Here is a 15,042-nt window from a genome sequence, read left to right on the forward strand (position 1 = left end):
GAATGAAATATATTGTTGAATATTACAAAAATGAATTGGGAATTGATTTAGCAGATTTATCTCACCCTATATCTTTTAAAATTAATACAATTCTGGAGCACACTTATATAGAAAGAGAAATTAAAAAACATCATTTAAGAACTCTTGGTTTAGCATTAATGGATATTAAAAATTATGATGAAAACATGTATAATATTTATCTTAAAAGAATAGTAAATAATAAAGATATTTCAATTCACGGTCATATTTTTGAAATCAAAGAATGTGCGCATTTTATTAACAAATGTTTATCTGAAAAATTGGTATTTAGATTTGGAAAGGCAGATTTAAATGAACCAGATTTTATAATAGATAATTGTGGGTTTGAAATTACTTCAACTAGGTTTTCAGATACAACAAGAGAAATAAATCCTGGAAATAAACTACTAAACACTTTTAAACTTAAAAATGGAAAGCAATATGCTAAATCAAGTACTGCTTTAATAATAGATGTTTCAGAAATTACATACCAAACATTAGAAAAAAACTCTCCTGTCAAAATATCATTGAAAGATGTACAAAAAATAATGTTGACAGAAATGAATTTTGGAGTTGTTTTATGCTTAATAGAATGGACTGAAATAAACCAAAAACAGATTAATTTTAAAGGCACTGTCTATCCTGTTTATTCTGAAAATTGTACAATTGAATTAAAAGATATAATTGAAAACAAATTCATAAAAGGACAATTGAATGAATTTAAAGGTAAAACTTTTATTTCATCAAATTAAAAAACGATGTGCTAATACCCGATAGAGCGGATTTGCAATCCATGCCCGCAACGAAATCAAACAAAAAAACCTCGATCTTAAAAAAATCGAGGTTTTTCCATTTATTGTAAAATTAAAATCTTATTCCAAACTCAAATAAGGATTTAAAACTTCGGCTAATTCATTCAGCCAATAAAAGCTGTTTTCTAAGGTGTTTATTTGGGTTTGAAGGGTTTCATGTTCCCTCATAACTCCTAAAGCGAGTAAATAATTTAGCTGCCTTATTGCCTTGGCCATTCCTTCAGGTTCTATTGTGTTGTTAAAAAAATCTGTCAACCTTTTTTCGGCTTCTTTTGAAAGGGTGTTGGTACTCATAATTCTGTAATTTAGGAAATATAAAACCCATGAGGCTAAGGTGTCCTACACTTACAGAAGTGTTACGGTTGTTTCCAATACCGCCACCATACCACATGGGCAAAAGTTTTTTAGATGTCATGATTCTGTAATTTAGGAAAGGCAAATATAGTAAAACCCTTATGTGTAAAAAGAAGTTTTTGAATTAATTCCGAGTATTATTCAAAATAACCTATATTCGTTTTATTAGTTGTTGCTGTTATAATAAAGCACGAAAAAATAATTAAATAGTCAATAATAAGAAATGGATTTAATAAAAATTCAACAAGATATTTGTAATAAATACGAGTTCAAATTTGAAGCTTGTGAAATGCATTTGAAAGTTGGAATCGATTTGGATATAAAAGAAAAAAGCAAAACAATGCCGATACATGCATTGCGACTTCCAATGGTAGGAGATACAAATGGTTGGTATATTTGGTCAGGAGAATATTTAGAAGATGATGATTTTTTTAAGCCAATGCACGCTGTACATTTGGAAGAGTATTGTCCATTGATACTTCCTTATTTAGGATTGCCTCCAGGAGCCAGACTTTTGATTGCAGAAAATGGAAATTATGTAGATGTTTGGGAAGATTTGTCTTTATTGAGTGTTTAAAGTATGATAAAATGAATATTATCATCTGATTGAAATATATTTTTCTTAAATTAGAGAAACAATTAAATTCAAAAAACATGAATCCATCAAAAATAATAGGAATAATTCTAATCGTTATTAGTCTCGGTGTGGGATATATAGGTATCAACAAAATAGCTGATAATACAAAAGAAATTAATTTATTAGGACTAAAAATTAATGCGTCCAACGAATCCGGTAAACAACAGGGATACCTTTATTTAGGACTGGGCGTCATTTTACTTGTGGGCGGAATTTACACTGTCAACAAATCAAAATAAAGTGCTGTAAGCAGGGATTGTAAATATTGCAAGAGGGCATTGTTGGGTAACTATTTCTTGTCAATTAATTTTACAACAAAACTTCTTATGAAAAAGAATGCCCTAGTCCTGATGGGAGGGAAAATCCTTTTGTGCCGGGGTTCGGCACAAAAGATTTGGAAGGACAGCAGGAAAGAGCTCCTCAAATAACGAGAAATTCTATTTCCGGGCTCTAGTTATTGTCTCGTAACTCTTCACTTTAATTTAAAAAGAGTGCAAAAAAAACTCCGCACTTTAAGTGCGGAGTGATTAATTGTAATAATTTAGAAATTGTACCCAATTCTTAAGTGTAAATCGGCAACCATTTCTCCTTTTTCATTATTTGTGTTTTCTAAAAAGTATCTGTAACCAAGACCAAAACCCGTTTCATAATGGAAATGATTTCCTAAGTTTCTTCGGATACTCCATTTAGGAATAATAGAAATGTTGGTGATTGCATCTACATTACTATTTGAAACCACAAATAAGTCAGGTTGATATTTTAGATTTAATGCAATAAAATTGGCATTATTGTTTGATGTAGTTTTGTTATTACGTGCTCTTTTTTCAATATTGTAATAATATCTGGGTTCTAACGTAATTACTGGAACAAGTAGGGTACCAATTTTGGTGTCAGATCCTCCGCCAAAAAAACCGGCATCAAGACCTAATTCACTTTTTAATGATAAATTAGAAATTAGTCTGGTTTCGTTATTGACCCAAAAGCCTAAAAAACCGGTTTCTACTCCAAAAATCGAATTTTCTAATGTTCCTTTATTCTGCGATATACTCTTTGGTCCAAATGTTAAGACAAGTAAAAGAGTTATTATTTTTGATAATTTCATTGTTTAGATTATTTAGTATATTTCTATTCCTATTTTAAATCCGGCACTTTCAATATTGTGATAATCTATTTTTCGATTATCCTGATTGATAAATGTTTTATATAAATTTTGATTGGAGTAGCATAATTCAAAATTGCCAAGTACTTTTTTTGCAAGCACAAATCGATATCCAACGCCAATTCTCATTAAAACGCCAAATTTTTCTACTTGTCCCAAATGTCCTCCCAAATCAAAAGAGGTGAAAAGGCTTTCTTTTGTATCGTTTAGAATCCATTTAATTCCACCAGTGATTGGGATGTAAGCAATTTTTGGCTGGTTGATAGATTCATAACCACTACTTGTTGTAAAAGCAAAACACTTAGAAATGTAATAGTTTAAGCGTATGCTTGTACCTAATATTTTAGATTTTGTACTAGTCTCGGATATTTCATCATGTTCTGAAGCTATACTAAAATCATAGGGAAATAGAATTAGCGCTGATGCATCAACGCTAAATCCTTTATTTTTAAATTCTTTATCCTGACAATACACCATTATCGGAATTAAAAATATAATATTAAAAAACCATTTTAAACCCATGCCATGTTCCATTTTTTTTCGCCATCCCATAAATATTTATTCCTGTAACTTTTGGATTTTTAAAGTCGAATTTTAAATCATTAAAACCGGTTTTAATATTAAAGTCGCCACCATTGCCCACTCCAAAATTGTAAGTTATTTTTGGGCTGACGATTCCCCAATCAAAAGTCTTATTCCTATCAGAACAGTTCGTGCAATTTGTACCTAAATTATAATATTGCACAATGGTTTGACCTCTTTGATTTAATATTACTCCAATTTCGTTCATTGGTTTGTTCAATGATTTCATGATTTTTTCAGCCTGTCCATATATAGATCCATAAAATAATTGTCGTATTTGATATTCTGTAAGATCTTTGCCTATAAAATCTGCCGCAACTTCAATTATCATATTAAGACCTTTAATAGGTAAATTTGGGATTGGTTTGTCTGTTCCGGCATATATTGCATTATTATAACTATTTAAGCTTGTATAAAGTTTTCCATTGTCAGTTACATAATAGTTAACGATCATATTATTTGTAGTATTATTAAATACCTTTGAATTATCAAAAAACCATGTTACACTATTAACTCCCAAGGCAATTTCGTCTGTGTTTTCCTCTCTCCAAATTCCAGTCCAACCTCTAAATTGATGTTGTAGATTAACTCCAATTGAATAGGCTAAAAATAAATTCACATTGTAATATTTTAATTTTACGCGACGCTTACTTTCATAATTTGTTGTGCAGATTTTAGTTTCCCCGAAAAGATTTGCCAGCCAAGGACTTCTTGGATCACATAATTGAAGATTATTTACAAGATTGGTAAAACCAGGGTCAATTGAAACTGCAAAAGCTTCTGATGAAACTGGTTTAGCGAATTTCTTAGAAACGGGAGAAATATTTTCGCTTTCTTTTATATCGACAAATGAACTTACGTGAGTTGTGACTTGTTTTAAACCGCCTTCAGTATTAAATTTTGGATATTCTTGATTCACGTTTATTTCTCCGATATCACCTAATGAGTTAATATCATTATTTTTCATAAAGTCATAAATTTCACTTACATATTCTTTATTTGAAAATAAGAGCCCCTTGTCAGTGTATTTATATACTATATCTCCAACTTGTATTTCAGCATTTTCATTTAGTAGACTTTGGAATAAATCATCACCTAATATATCATCTAATTCATCATAGTGTTCTATAATTGCATCATCTGTTATTAAAGTACTTTTGGCATTTACTGATTTATTAACTAATTGGTTATGTTTAATTTTTGAAAAGTGTTTTTGAATTTCTTTAATTTCCGTCTCATTATTTACAAGTGGTTTTAAAGAATAAAAATTTTGGTTATAGAATTTTTCTTCCAGCATGGAAGCAATTTCATCATTGCTATCATTTTTTGAATTATTGTAGAATTCTAAAAATGCATCTTTATTAGAAAAAGATATTCTGCCATTCTCTACCGTTATTTTGTCAATTGATACTGATTGTGCTTCTTCATTGTGATTATCTTTTTCACAAGATATACAACATATCAATATTAGAAATAATACAAAAAGTGTTTTTTTACATTTCATGGTTTAAGTTTTAATTGTTAAATAACATCAAAAGTAAAACCGTGTAAACTTATATTTTATAAGTTTTAACTTACTTATATAGTTTGTAATTGTAAATTATTTTCTACTTTTATGCAAAAAAATGATTGGTGAAAAGATTAGAAAAATTAGAGTTATTAAAGGATACTCTCAGGAATATGTCTCTGATTTGTTGAAAATATCTCAAGCTGCATATTCTGATATTGAGACAGGTAAAACAAAAATGACTATGCAAAGACTAAAGGAAATAGCTTATGTTTTTGATTTGGAAATAAACCATCTGATTAACTTCAGTGAAAAAGAGGTGTTAGAAAATACAATCAATAATAATTTAAAAAAATGTCAGGATGAAAAAAAAATCATAATAGATCTTTTTGATAACGAAAGAGAATTATATAAGGACTTAATAAACAATTTAAAAAGGGAAATTATGTATTTGAAAAATAAATTGGATAAAAATTAAGATGTTATCTATTATCGAAGAATAAAAAATCATAGATAAATTTTTCGATAATTATCTTTAATTTCCAATTCTAAAAATGCCATCAAAGAAAAACCTCTGAACCTTTGTTCCTTTGCACCTCAGAACCTAAAAAAAAACTATTTTTGTAATTCATTTTCAGGTCATAAATAATGTCACTACTTAAGGATTTAGAACAATTATTAGCATCGTTGGAAGGAACACTTTTATACGATGATCTTCATAAAACACTTTATTCGACCGATGCTTCGGTGTACCGGATTAAACCAAAAGCGGTTGCGGTCCCTAAAACGATCGCAGATATAAGTAAACTGATTCGGTTTGCAGGAGAGCATCAGATTTCGATTACACCAAGAACGGCGGGAACTTCACTGGCCGGACAAACGGTGGGCGACGGAATTGTGGTTGATGTTTCGAAGAATTTTACCAAAATCCTGAATTTCGACCCGATTAAAAAAACAGTTACAGTTGAGCCCGGCGTGATTCGCGATGAACTGAATTTGTTTCTGAAACCGCATGGCGTGTTTTTCGGCCCGAATACTTCGACTTCCAACCGCTGTATGATTGGTGGAATGGTGGGGAATAATTCTTCGGGAACGACTTCGATTCGCTATGGCGTGACGCGCGATAAAATTGTGGAGATCAAAGCGATTTTGAGCGATGGATCGGAAGTGGTTTTTAAGGAACTGACTTCGGCGGAATTCATCGAGAAAACCAAAGGCGATACTTTAGAAAATAAAATATACAAAAGCGTTTACGACGAACTTTCGGTAAAAGCAACGCAGGACGAAATTGTAAAAGAGTTTCCGAAACCGGAGATTCACAGAAGAAATACGGGTTATGCGGTTGATATTTTACTGAAATCGGATTTGTTTGGCGGAACGGAACCAACCATCAATCTTGGAAAATTACTCTGCGGAAGCGAAGGAACGTTGGCCTTTACTTATGAAATTACCTTAAAAGTAGACGATTTACCGCCAGCGAATAATATTATGGTGGTGGCGCATTATCATAGCATTCAGGAATCGCTGGAATCTGTTGTGGTGGCGATGAAACATCATTTGTACACAGCAGAAATGATCGACGATACGATTCTGGATTGTACGAAAACGAATCGCGAGCACATTAAAAACCGTTTCTTTTTGGTGGGAGAACCCAAAGCGATTATGATGTTTGAAGTGGCTTCTCACGACGCACAGGATGCCGAAAATCAGGCGAATGCTTTAATTTCCGATTTAGAGAAAAACAACTTTGGCTACGCACTGGTAAAAATTTACGGAGCGGATATTGAAAAAGTAAACGAATTGAGAAAAGCCGGCCTCGGACTTTTAGGAAGTATAGTTGGCGACGACAAAGCAGCCGATTCGATTGAAGATACAGCAGTTGAGCTGAGCGATTTACCCGCGTATATTGCGGAGTTTTCGGCGATGATGCTGCGCCACGGACAAGGTGCGATTTACTATGCGCATGCGGGTGCGGGCGAACTGCATTTGCGTCCGGTTTTGAATTTGAAGAAAACATCTGACTTAAAACTCTTTAGAACCATCGCGACCGATGTGGCGATTTTGGTTAAGAAATACAGAGGTTCGCTAAGCGGGGAACACGGCGACGGAATTGTGCGCGGCGAGTTTATTCCGTTTATGATTGGCGAGACGAATTATGAATTGCTGAAACGCATTAAACTGGCTTTTGACCCGAATTCGGTTTTGAATATCGGGAAGATTGTGAACGCATTAAAAATGGACGAAAACCATCGCGTAATTTCGGGCAGAGTAGAACCGGATATTAAAACGTTTCAGGATTTCTCAGACAGTTTAGGAATTTTGCGTGCGGCCGAAAAATGCAACGGATCGGGAGATTGTCGAAAATTGCCATCGGCAGGAGGAGCCATGTGTCCGAGTTATCGTGCGACCAAAAACGAAAAAGAAACGACGCGTGCAAGAGCGAATGCGTTGCGTGAATATTTGACGTATTCTGAAAAAGAAAATAAATTTGACCAGAAAGAATTATACGAAGTTTTTGAGTTGTGTGTGAGCTGTAAAGCCTGCGCCAGCGAATGTCCGAGTAATGTGGATGTGGCAACCTTAAAAGCGGAATTTTTATACCAATACCAAAAAGCAAACGGTTTCTCGACCCGAAATAAGATTTTTGCCCACAATGCAAAACTGAATAAAATGGGAAGTTTGTTTCCGTCGATAACAAACTTTATTTCGAATCAGTCTCTCGTTAAAAAAAGTATGGGCATTGCACCGGAAAGACAAGTGCCGCTTTTAGCGAAAAAGACTTTCAGAAAATGGCACGAAAACCATAAACCTGCAGTTACAGATTTTCCGAACGGAAGATTGTATTTGTTTGTAGATGAATTTACCAATTATTATGATGTAAATATAGGAATCGATGCTTTCGAATTATTAACTAAACTAGGTTATCAGGTTCTGGTTATCGATCATGAAGAAAGTGGAAGGGCTTATTTATCTAAAGGTTTTTTGGAGGAAGCAAAAAAAATAGCCAATGACAATGTCCGCATTTTTAAAGATTTGGTTTTAGGCAATGCCCCTTTGGTTGGTATTGAACCTTCTGCCATTTTAACTTTCAGAGATGAATATCTTCGCCTGGCTGATGATAAGGAAGAAGCAGAGAAGTTATCCCGAAATGCTTTTACCATTGAAGAATTCTTTAAAAAAGAAATTATCGATGGTAAAATTAAGCCTGATTCTTTTTCGGATGAAAAGAAAGAAATCAAGATTCACGGACATTGTCATCAGAAATCATTGAGTTCTGTTGAAGCGACTTTCGCCATGTTGAATTTGCCAATTAATAATACGGTTACAATTTATAATTCGGGCTGTTGTGGGATGGCGGGATCTTTTGGTTATGAAAAAGAACACTACCAGGTGAGTATGCAAATGGGAGAAGATACTTTATTCCCAAAAGTCCGCGCTACGGCAGAAAACGTAAAAATCGCTGCTGCAGGAACGAGCTGTCGCCATCAAATTTATGATGGAACGAGTAGGGAAGCACAGCATCCGGTGAGTATTTTGAGAAGTTGTTTGAAGGCTTAACCGCAATCCCGATAGCTATCGTGAGCTAAGGTCTACGCAAGGTTCGCAAAGATTAGAAAAAATAATTCGTGAATTCGTGGCGGAAAAAATAGCCACAAATTCACGAATTGAAATAATTTAAAAACTTTGTGTCTTAGAGTCTTTGTGGCAAATTACTTTAGTGAGACTTTCTTCCCTGTTTCGGCCGCTTTGTATATGGCGTTTATGACTTTAATGTCTTTCAGGCCTTCTTCGCCGGTGATGTGGCTTGGGAGTTTTTTGTTTTCTAATAATACTTTCGCAATTTCATCCATTTGTGTTTGCTGTTGGTTGATTTCTGGGAATTTTAATGGCCCTTTTGAGGTTTTTCCTTCGTAAGGACCATAACTCAACGACGGACTCAATTGAAAATTACCCTCGTCTGCAGTGGCATAAATTCGGTCAATATAATACCCAACAGAAGAATTGCAATTTGCCATCGCACCGCTTGGGAATTCCATTTGCCAGGAAATACTTTCTTCCGTTTCTGAAAATCTGTTTTTGTCATTTACGGTTCCGAATTGAGCTGTTACGGCAATCGGTTCTTCGCCTAAAATATAACGGCTTGCCTGAATGCAATAAATCCCCAAATCCATTAATGGGCCCCCGCCGGATAGTTTTTTATTTAACCTCCATACGCTTGGATCATTTATATTGACAGGTTTTTTGGCAATGGTATCATAGGTTTTATAGCCGAGGGATGTTTCTATATAGCGTACTTTTCCGAAGACTTTCTCTTGCCCTAGTCGTTTAATTTCTATGTGTGTTGGTTCATAATGCAAACGGTAACCAACAGCCAGTTGTACCTTATTATCGTTGCAGGCTTTGATCATTTCCTCACATTCTGCGACCGTAATCGCCATAGGTTTTTCGGTAATGACATGTTTGCCGGCTTTGGCGGAACGAATAACAAAATCCTTGTGCATGCTGTTAGGCAGTATCACATACACTAAGTCAATATCTTTGTTGTTGACGATCTCATCAAAATTTTGATAGTTATAGATGTTCTTGTCCGGGATATTGTACTTCGCTTTCCATTTGGTCGCTTTTGCGGGAGTACCGGTAACTATGCCGGCAAGCGTACAGTATTCAGAAACCTCCAGGCCTTGTGCGACCTTTGTAGCGTAAATTCCCAGGCCGCAAAGCGCAACATTTAATTTTTTTCCGGTGTACGGTATTTTGTCAGGATCGGGTGCCGTTAAAAAAGAGGGCAGTGTTGTTATGATCACGGAGGCTCCAACGCCAGCCCCAAATTTATTCACAAATGATCGTCTTGAAATTTTTTCCATGTGGTTTGGTTTTTATAGTAGTAATAGTGTTTTAGTAATAAGTGTTTTTTTGAGAAATATTACATTGGTGGTTCTTGTAAAATACTCATTCAAAAATAATTAGAAATTATAGTGTGTGATTTACATTTGTCATAATGTAACAAATGTAAAAAAAAAGATGAAAGATTCTTATTAAGGTTTGAGGTAAAAAAATGTGAGAATTTTTTTAATTGTGACAAAAAACAGGGATACATTTGAAATGAGAGATGGCACGCGGATGATACGGATTTAGTCTGATTTGCGCTGAGTTTTTTTTGCTAATCTTTGTCAGTTTTTCACGTAGATTTAGCAGATTAAAGCAGATTTAATATGATTTTTTAATCTTGGCAAATAAATAATCTGAGTATATCTGCTAAAATCTTTTTAAATCTGCGTGAAAAAATAATTCGCGGCCATTAGTGCAATTCGTGGCAAAAAAAAACTTCGTGCCTTCGTGCCTTCGTAGCAAAAAATAATTCGCATTAAAACAAAATGGTTTTATATATTTGAAATCAGGATAATTTTTGCATTATTTGCAAAATAAAACCACAAAGACCGATATAAATTAATTTTAAAAAGCAAAATCATATATGGCATTATCAGGTTTATTCCGAAAAAAAACGGTACAAGATATTCTCAAGCAAGTTGCAAAGAACGAAGCAGATGGTCATAATGCATTAGGAAAACATTTAACGACCAGGGATTTAACTGCATTTGGAATCGCAGCAATTGTTGGAGCGGGAATTTTTAGTACTATCGGAAAAGCAAGTGCCGATGGTGGACCAGCTGTTATTTTCCTGTTTTTATTTACGGCTTTGGCTTGTAGTTTTGCTGCTTTTGCTTACGCTGAATTCGCCTCAATGGTTCCGGTTTCAGGAAGTGCTTATACATATTCTTATGTAGCTTTTGGAGAAATTATTGCCTGGATTATCGGTTGGGCTTTAATCATGGAATATGCCGTTGGAAATATAACCGTGGCGATATCGTGGAGTGATTATTTCACCGGACTGCTCCAGAGTGGCGGGATTCATTTACCGCAATGGGTTCAGATGGATTACCTAACAGCCTCAAACGGATTTAAAGATGCCACAGCTTTAATGCAGGGCGGAAAAACATACGAAAACTTAGGTGCAGGATTACAGGCAGCATACACCGCCTGGACAACCGCACCAACAATAGGTTCTTTTCATTTTGTGGCCGATTTACCGGCTTTATTCATCATTGTTTTAATTACCGCTTTGGTTTACAGAGGAATGAAAGAATCTCGTAATGCGAGTAATGCCATGGTTGTTGTAAAACTTTGCATTGTACTTTTAGTTATCGCAGTGGGGGTATTTTATGTAGATACAGCCAACTGGGATCCGTTTGCTCCAAATGGCGTTAGTGGTGTATTAAAAGGTGTGTCAGCTGTTTTCTTTGCTTATATTGGTTTCGACGCGATTTCGACAACGGCCGAAGAATGTAAAAATCCACAACGAGATTTACCTCGCGGAATGATGTGGGCGATTATTATCTGTACGATTTTATATATTGCCATTGCCCTGGTTTTAACCGGAATGGTACGTTATAACGAATTGAATGTTGGAGATCCTCTGGCATTTGTTTTCGATAAATTAAACTTAAAATGGATGTCTGGTATTATTGCCGTAAGTGCTGTAATTGCGATGGCCAGCGTTTTATTGGTTTTCCAAATGGGACAGCCTCGTATCTGGATGAGTATGAGCCGTGATGGTTTATTGCCAAAGAAATTTTCTACTGTGCATCCAAAATTTAAAACACCTTCATTTGCAACTATTGTAACTGGTTTTGTGGTGGCAGTTCCGGCTTTGTTTTTAAACTTAACAATGGTAACCGATTTATGCAGTATCGGAACTTTATTTGCCTTTGTATTGGTTTGTGCAGGAGTTTTGGTTTTACAAAACAAAACAGATATTCCAAGAGGGAAATTCAAAACACCTTATGTGAATTCGAAGTATATTTTGCCGGTTTTAATGATTGCCGGAATATATTACGCTTTTGCTTTCAACAATAAAGCGACAATGGCTTTTATTAATAATGAAGCGCAAACAAACGATGCAACGACCATTATTACATCGTTAGATAAAGAAGAATCAGCGAAAGTTTTCACTTATTTAGAAAGCATAGATGTTAAAAATAAAACGGCTGAAAGCTCAGATTTAGAGCATTTATTAAGTCAATATCAAGACGACGACGCTAAATATGCCGAAGTTGTAAAAGGTTTGCCAATCAATGATTCTCTAAAATACGAATCAGGTTTCAGTTTATTCAAACACAAAATTCCAATGTGGATTTTCCTTTTCGTTTTAGTTGGATTAGCCGTATGGTCATTCAGACAAAACTTGTCTTTAATTCCGCTTTTAGGATTAATCTGCTGTCTGTACATGATGGCCGAATTAAGCGTTTGGAACTGGATTTATTTCACGATCTGGTTACTAATCGGATTGTTTATTTACTTTACTTATAGTAGAAAAAATAGTAAGTTAAACTTCCCTGAAGAGGTTAGAAGTTAAAATCAAAAGTTATATGTAAAAAGCCGTTCTGAGATTGATCAGAACGGCTTTTTTGTTTTTTTGTCATCCTGACGAAGGAAGGATCACACTAGAAACTCGACAAAGATTGGAGACTTTACTATGCGAAATTACGTGTGTGGTCCTTCCTCTGTCAGGATGACAAACCGGTGCATAGTGATTTGATAAAAAAATAGCCACGAACTCACGAATTTTTAAAACAAATTAATTCGTGAATTTGTGGCGAATAAATATAATCTAATAATCTAAGATGTCTAAAATCTAAGTTAGTCTATTTCAAAATCCCAAGCTCTACCATACAAGCCTTCATCATCTCATAAGTACGCTGAATATCATTATCCAACCCAATAGAAAAACGAATCAAACCATCCGTCAATCCCATTTCAGCTTGTTCCTCTAACGGGATTTCACTAGAAGTTGAGGTTCCAGGAGCACTGAAAAGTGTTTTATAAAACCCTAAACTTACGGCCAAATAACCTAAGTTTCTCGCTTGCATCAATTCCATTAATTCATTGGCTTTCTCCAAAGTGCCGACATCAATTGTCATCATTCCCCCAAAACCATATTCCGGATTAATCATCGTTTTGTATAATTCATGACTCGGGTGACTTTTCAATCCAGGATAAACCGTTTTCAAACCATCCGCTTCAAATTGATCCGCAAGGAAATGCGCATTATGGCTGTGTTGTTTGATACGGATATGAAGCGTACGAAGATTTTTCATTACCGAAGCCGAACGCAAACTGTCCATTGTTGGTCCTAAAAGCATGCTCGCTCCGGAGTTTACATTTTTCAGTGAATTGATAAAATCTTTAGACGCACAAGTTACACCGCCGACGGTATCGCTGCTTCCGTTAATGTATTTCGTCAAACTGTGAATCACGATATCAGCGCCTAATTTTGCAGGCGAAACAGATAAAGGCGAGAAGGTATTATCAACAACTAGTTTTAAATTATGTTTTTTAGCAATTTGCGCCAAACCGGCAATATCAGCCACTTCCAATAACGGATTACTTACCGTTTCGCAATAAATAACTTTTGTGTTTGGCGTAATAGCAGCTTCCACAATATCTAATTTTGTAATGTCCACAAAACTCGTTTCAATTCCGAATCGAGGCGTGAAATTCTTCAAAAAAGCATACGTTCCGCCATAAATAGTTCGGCTTGACACAATGTGGTCACCCGCACCGCACAACTGCAATAACGTAGGCGTAATCGCACCCATTCCAGAAGCCGACACATTTGCAGTTTCCGTTCCTTCCATCGCCGCCAAAGCCTGATCCAAATATAAGTTACTTGGCGAAGAATGGCGTGAATACAAATAACAGCCTTCCATATTCCCTTCAAAAGTATCAAACATTGTTTTCGCCGAAAGGAAAGTGTAAGTAGAAGAGTCAGAAATCGAAGGATTCACGCCCCCAAATTCCCCAAAGTATTGCAAATCCTGTATTTTATCAGCCGGATTAAAGTCTTTCATATGTTTTAGTTTTTTAGTTTCAAGTTTCAGGTTTCAAGTTTCAGGTTGTTTGAGTTTAAAGCCTGTTTAGTATAAATTTTAGGAGCTGTGTCCTGCTATCCGCTATATCTTTTATGGTGAACCCCACCATAAAAGGATGCCGCTTCTATCAGGGCTAGGAGACTCGTTTTCAAAAGAAATTCTATTCAAAATAACATCTTATTAGATAATTAATCAATGATTGAGGTTATAATTAGATTTTTAAACTATAAAATAAGCTTGTTGTGGATTTTTAATTTAAATTTGTTTAACGAAATCCAAATCGATAGATTTTTTTTCATCACAACGAAAACCACAAACCACAAACCACAAACATGATCTTAGACGCCACCGATAAAAAACTCCTGGTTTTACTACAAACCGACAGTAAAAAGACAACCAAAGAATTATCCTTAAAACTGAACCTTTCCGTAACAGCTGTTTACGAAAGAATCAAAAAACTAGAACGCGAAGGAATCATAAAAAACTACGTAGCCTTAGTTGACAAATCAAAAATCGAAAAAGGATTTGTCGTTTTTTGTCATTTAAAACTCATTCAGCACACCAAAGAATTCCTAACCAAATTCGAAAGCGAAGTCATCAAACTAAACGAAGTTTTAGAATGCCATCACGTAAGCGGGGATTATGATTATATCTTAAAAGTATTAGTAAAAGACATGGAAGCGTACAGAGAATTTTTAGTTACAAAACTCACAACTTTACAGCACATAGGTAGTACACAAAGTACCTTTATGATTAGTGAAGTAAAGAATTCGACGGTGATTTTCTAAGATACTAAGGTTCTGAGTTGCTGAGGTTCTGAATTTAGGAGCAAAGTTTTTTTTGTTTCAGGTTTCAAGTTTCAGGTTGCTTTACTTTGTGTCCTTCACTTTGCTAGCAAATTTTAAAGAAGCCTTTGCGAATCTTTGTGTAAATCTTTGTGAGCTTTGTGGTAAAATGCCAATACAAAATAAAACTTTGCGACTCAGCGACTTTGCGAGATTAAAAAACAAAAACTTAGCGAACCTTGCTTAAATCTTAGCGGC

At 34.9% G+C, this 15,042-nt stretch carries 13 protein-coding genes; 7 read left to right on the plus strand and 6 right to left on the minus strand.

All coding sequences use genetic code 11. The features are described 5' to 3' along the window. The first annotated feature begins 2 nt into the window (after nt 1–2). Complete coding sequence (locus AC6CH4_RS13355; protein ID WP_498103661.1) at nt 3–770, plus strand: hypothetical protein; 768 nt, start codon at nt 3–5, stop codon at nt 768–770. Nucleotides 771–890: 120 nt separating this feature from the next. Here AC6CH4_RS13355 and AC6CH4_RS13360 read toward each other — a convergent pair whose 3' ends face one another. After that, entirely contained in the window at nt 891–1,124 is a 234-nt protein-coding gene (locus AC6CH4_RS13360; RefSeq protein WP_498103663.1) for a hypothetical protein, read from the minus strand. A gap of 283 nt (nt 1,125–1,407) precedes the next feature. Here AC6CH4_RS13360 and AC6CH4_RS13365 point away from each other — a divergent pair, with 283 nt between their 5' ends. Continuing rightward, nucleotides 1,408–1,761, plus strand: coding sequence for an immunity protein Imm33 domain-containing protein (locus AC6CH4_RS13365; RefSeq protein WP_498103665.1), 354 nt, complete (start codon nt 1,408–1,410; stop codon nt 1,759–1,761). Nucleotides 1,762–1,838: 77 nt separating this feature from the next. Then, nucleotides 1,839–2,060, plus strand: a complete 222-nt coding sequence (locus tag AC6CH4_RS13370) for a hypothetical protein (RefSeq protein WP_074656283.1) — start codon at nt 1,839–1,841, stop codon at nt 2,058–2,060. Between the two features lie 302 nt (nt 2,061–2,362). Here the strand turns inward: AC6CH4_RS13370 and AC6CH4_RS13375 are convergent, their stop codons facing one another. The 3 genes from AC6CH4_RS13375 to AC6CH4_RS13385 are packed head-to-tail and all read right to left on the minus strand — an operon-like array spanning nt 2,363 to nt 5,066. Further along, nucleotides 2,363–2,923: a hypothetical protein gene (locus tag AC6CH4_RS13375; protein ID WP_498103667.1), complete on the minus strand. Its 561-nt coding sequence runs from the start codon at nt 2,921–2,923 to the stop codon at nt 2,363–2,365. Nucleotides 2,924–2,935: 12 nt separating this feature from the next. Then, nucleotides 2,936–3,514, minus strand: a complete 579-nt coding sequence (locus AC6CH4_RS13380) for a hypothetical protein (RefSeq protein WP_498103669.1) — start codon at nt 3,512–3,514, stop codon at nt 2,936–2,938. Then, nucleotides 3,480–5,066, minus strand: a complete 1,587-nt coding sequence (locus AC6CH4_RS13385) for a hypothetical protein (RefSeq protein WP_498103671.1) — start codon at nt 5,064–5,066, stop codon at nt 3,480–3,482. The genes AC6CH4_RS13380 and AC6CH4_RS13385 overlap by 35 nt, the downstream gene beginning before the upstream one ends. Before the next feature lie 121 nt (nt 5,067–5,187). Here AC6CH4_RS13385 and AC6CH4_RS13390 point away from each other — a divergent pair, with 121 nt between their 5' ends. Together AC6CH4_RS13390 and AC6CH4_RS13395 are read left to right on the plus strand one after the other, a co-directional pair. Continuing rightward, complete coding sequence (locus AC6CH4_RS13390; protein WP_498103673.1) at nt 5,188–5,547, plus strand: helix-turn-helix domain-containing protein; 360 nt, start codon at nt 5,188–5,190, stop codon at nt 5,545–5,547. A gap of 170 nt (nt 5,548–5,717) precedes the next feature. Continuing rightward, nucleotides 5,718–8,627: an FAD-binding and (Fe-S)-binding domain-containing protein gene (locus AC6CH4_RS13395; RefSeq protein ID WP_498103675.1), complete on the plus strand. Its 2,910-nt coding sequence runs from the start codon at nt 5,718–5,720 to the stop codon at nt 8,625–8,627. 152 nt (nt 8,628–8,779) lie between these two features. On the opposite strand, the gene AC6CH4_RS13400 is transcribed toward AC6CH4_RS13395, so the two are convergent. Continuing rightward, nucleotides 8,780–9,874, minus strand: coding sequence for a Gfo/Idh/MocA family protein (locus AC6CH4_RS13400; RefSeq protein ID WP_498103677.1), 1,095 nt, complete (start codon nt 9,872–9,874; stop codon nt 8,780–8,782). A gap of 668 nt (nt 9,875–10,542) precedes the next feature. Here AC6CH4_RS13400 and AC6CH4_RS13405 point away from each other — a divergent pair. Further along, nucleotides 10,543–12,483: an amino acid permease gene (locus AC6CH4_RS13405; protein WP_498103679.1), complete on the plus strand. Its 1,941-nt coding sequence runs from the start codon at nt 10,543–10,545 to the stop codon at nt 12,481–12,483. 289 nt (nt 12,484–12,772) lie between these two features. Here AC6CH4_RS13405 and AC6CH4_RS13410 read toward each other — a convergent pair whose 3' ends face one another. Next, entirely contained in the window at nt 12,773–13,978 is a 1,206-nt protein-coding gene (locus AC6CH4_RS13410) for an aminotransferase class I/II-fold pyridoxal phosphate-dependent enzyme (protein ID WP_498103681.1), read from the minus strand. Between the two features lie 353 nt (nt 13,979–14,331). On the opposite strand from AC6CH4_RS13410, the gene AC6CH4_RS13415 reads away from it, so the two are divergent. Beyond that, nucleotides 14,332–14,787: an Lrp/AsnC family transcriptional regulator gene (locus tag AC6CH4_RS13415; RefSeq protein ID WP_192185559.1), complete on the plus strand. Its 456-nt coding sequence runs from the start codon at nt 14,332–14,334 to the stop codon at nt 14,785–14,787. The last annotated feature ends 255 nt before the right edge of the window (nt 14,788–15,042 follow it).

The organism is Flavobacterium sp. GQ95, from assembly GCF_059758655.1.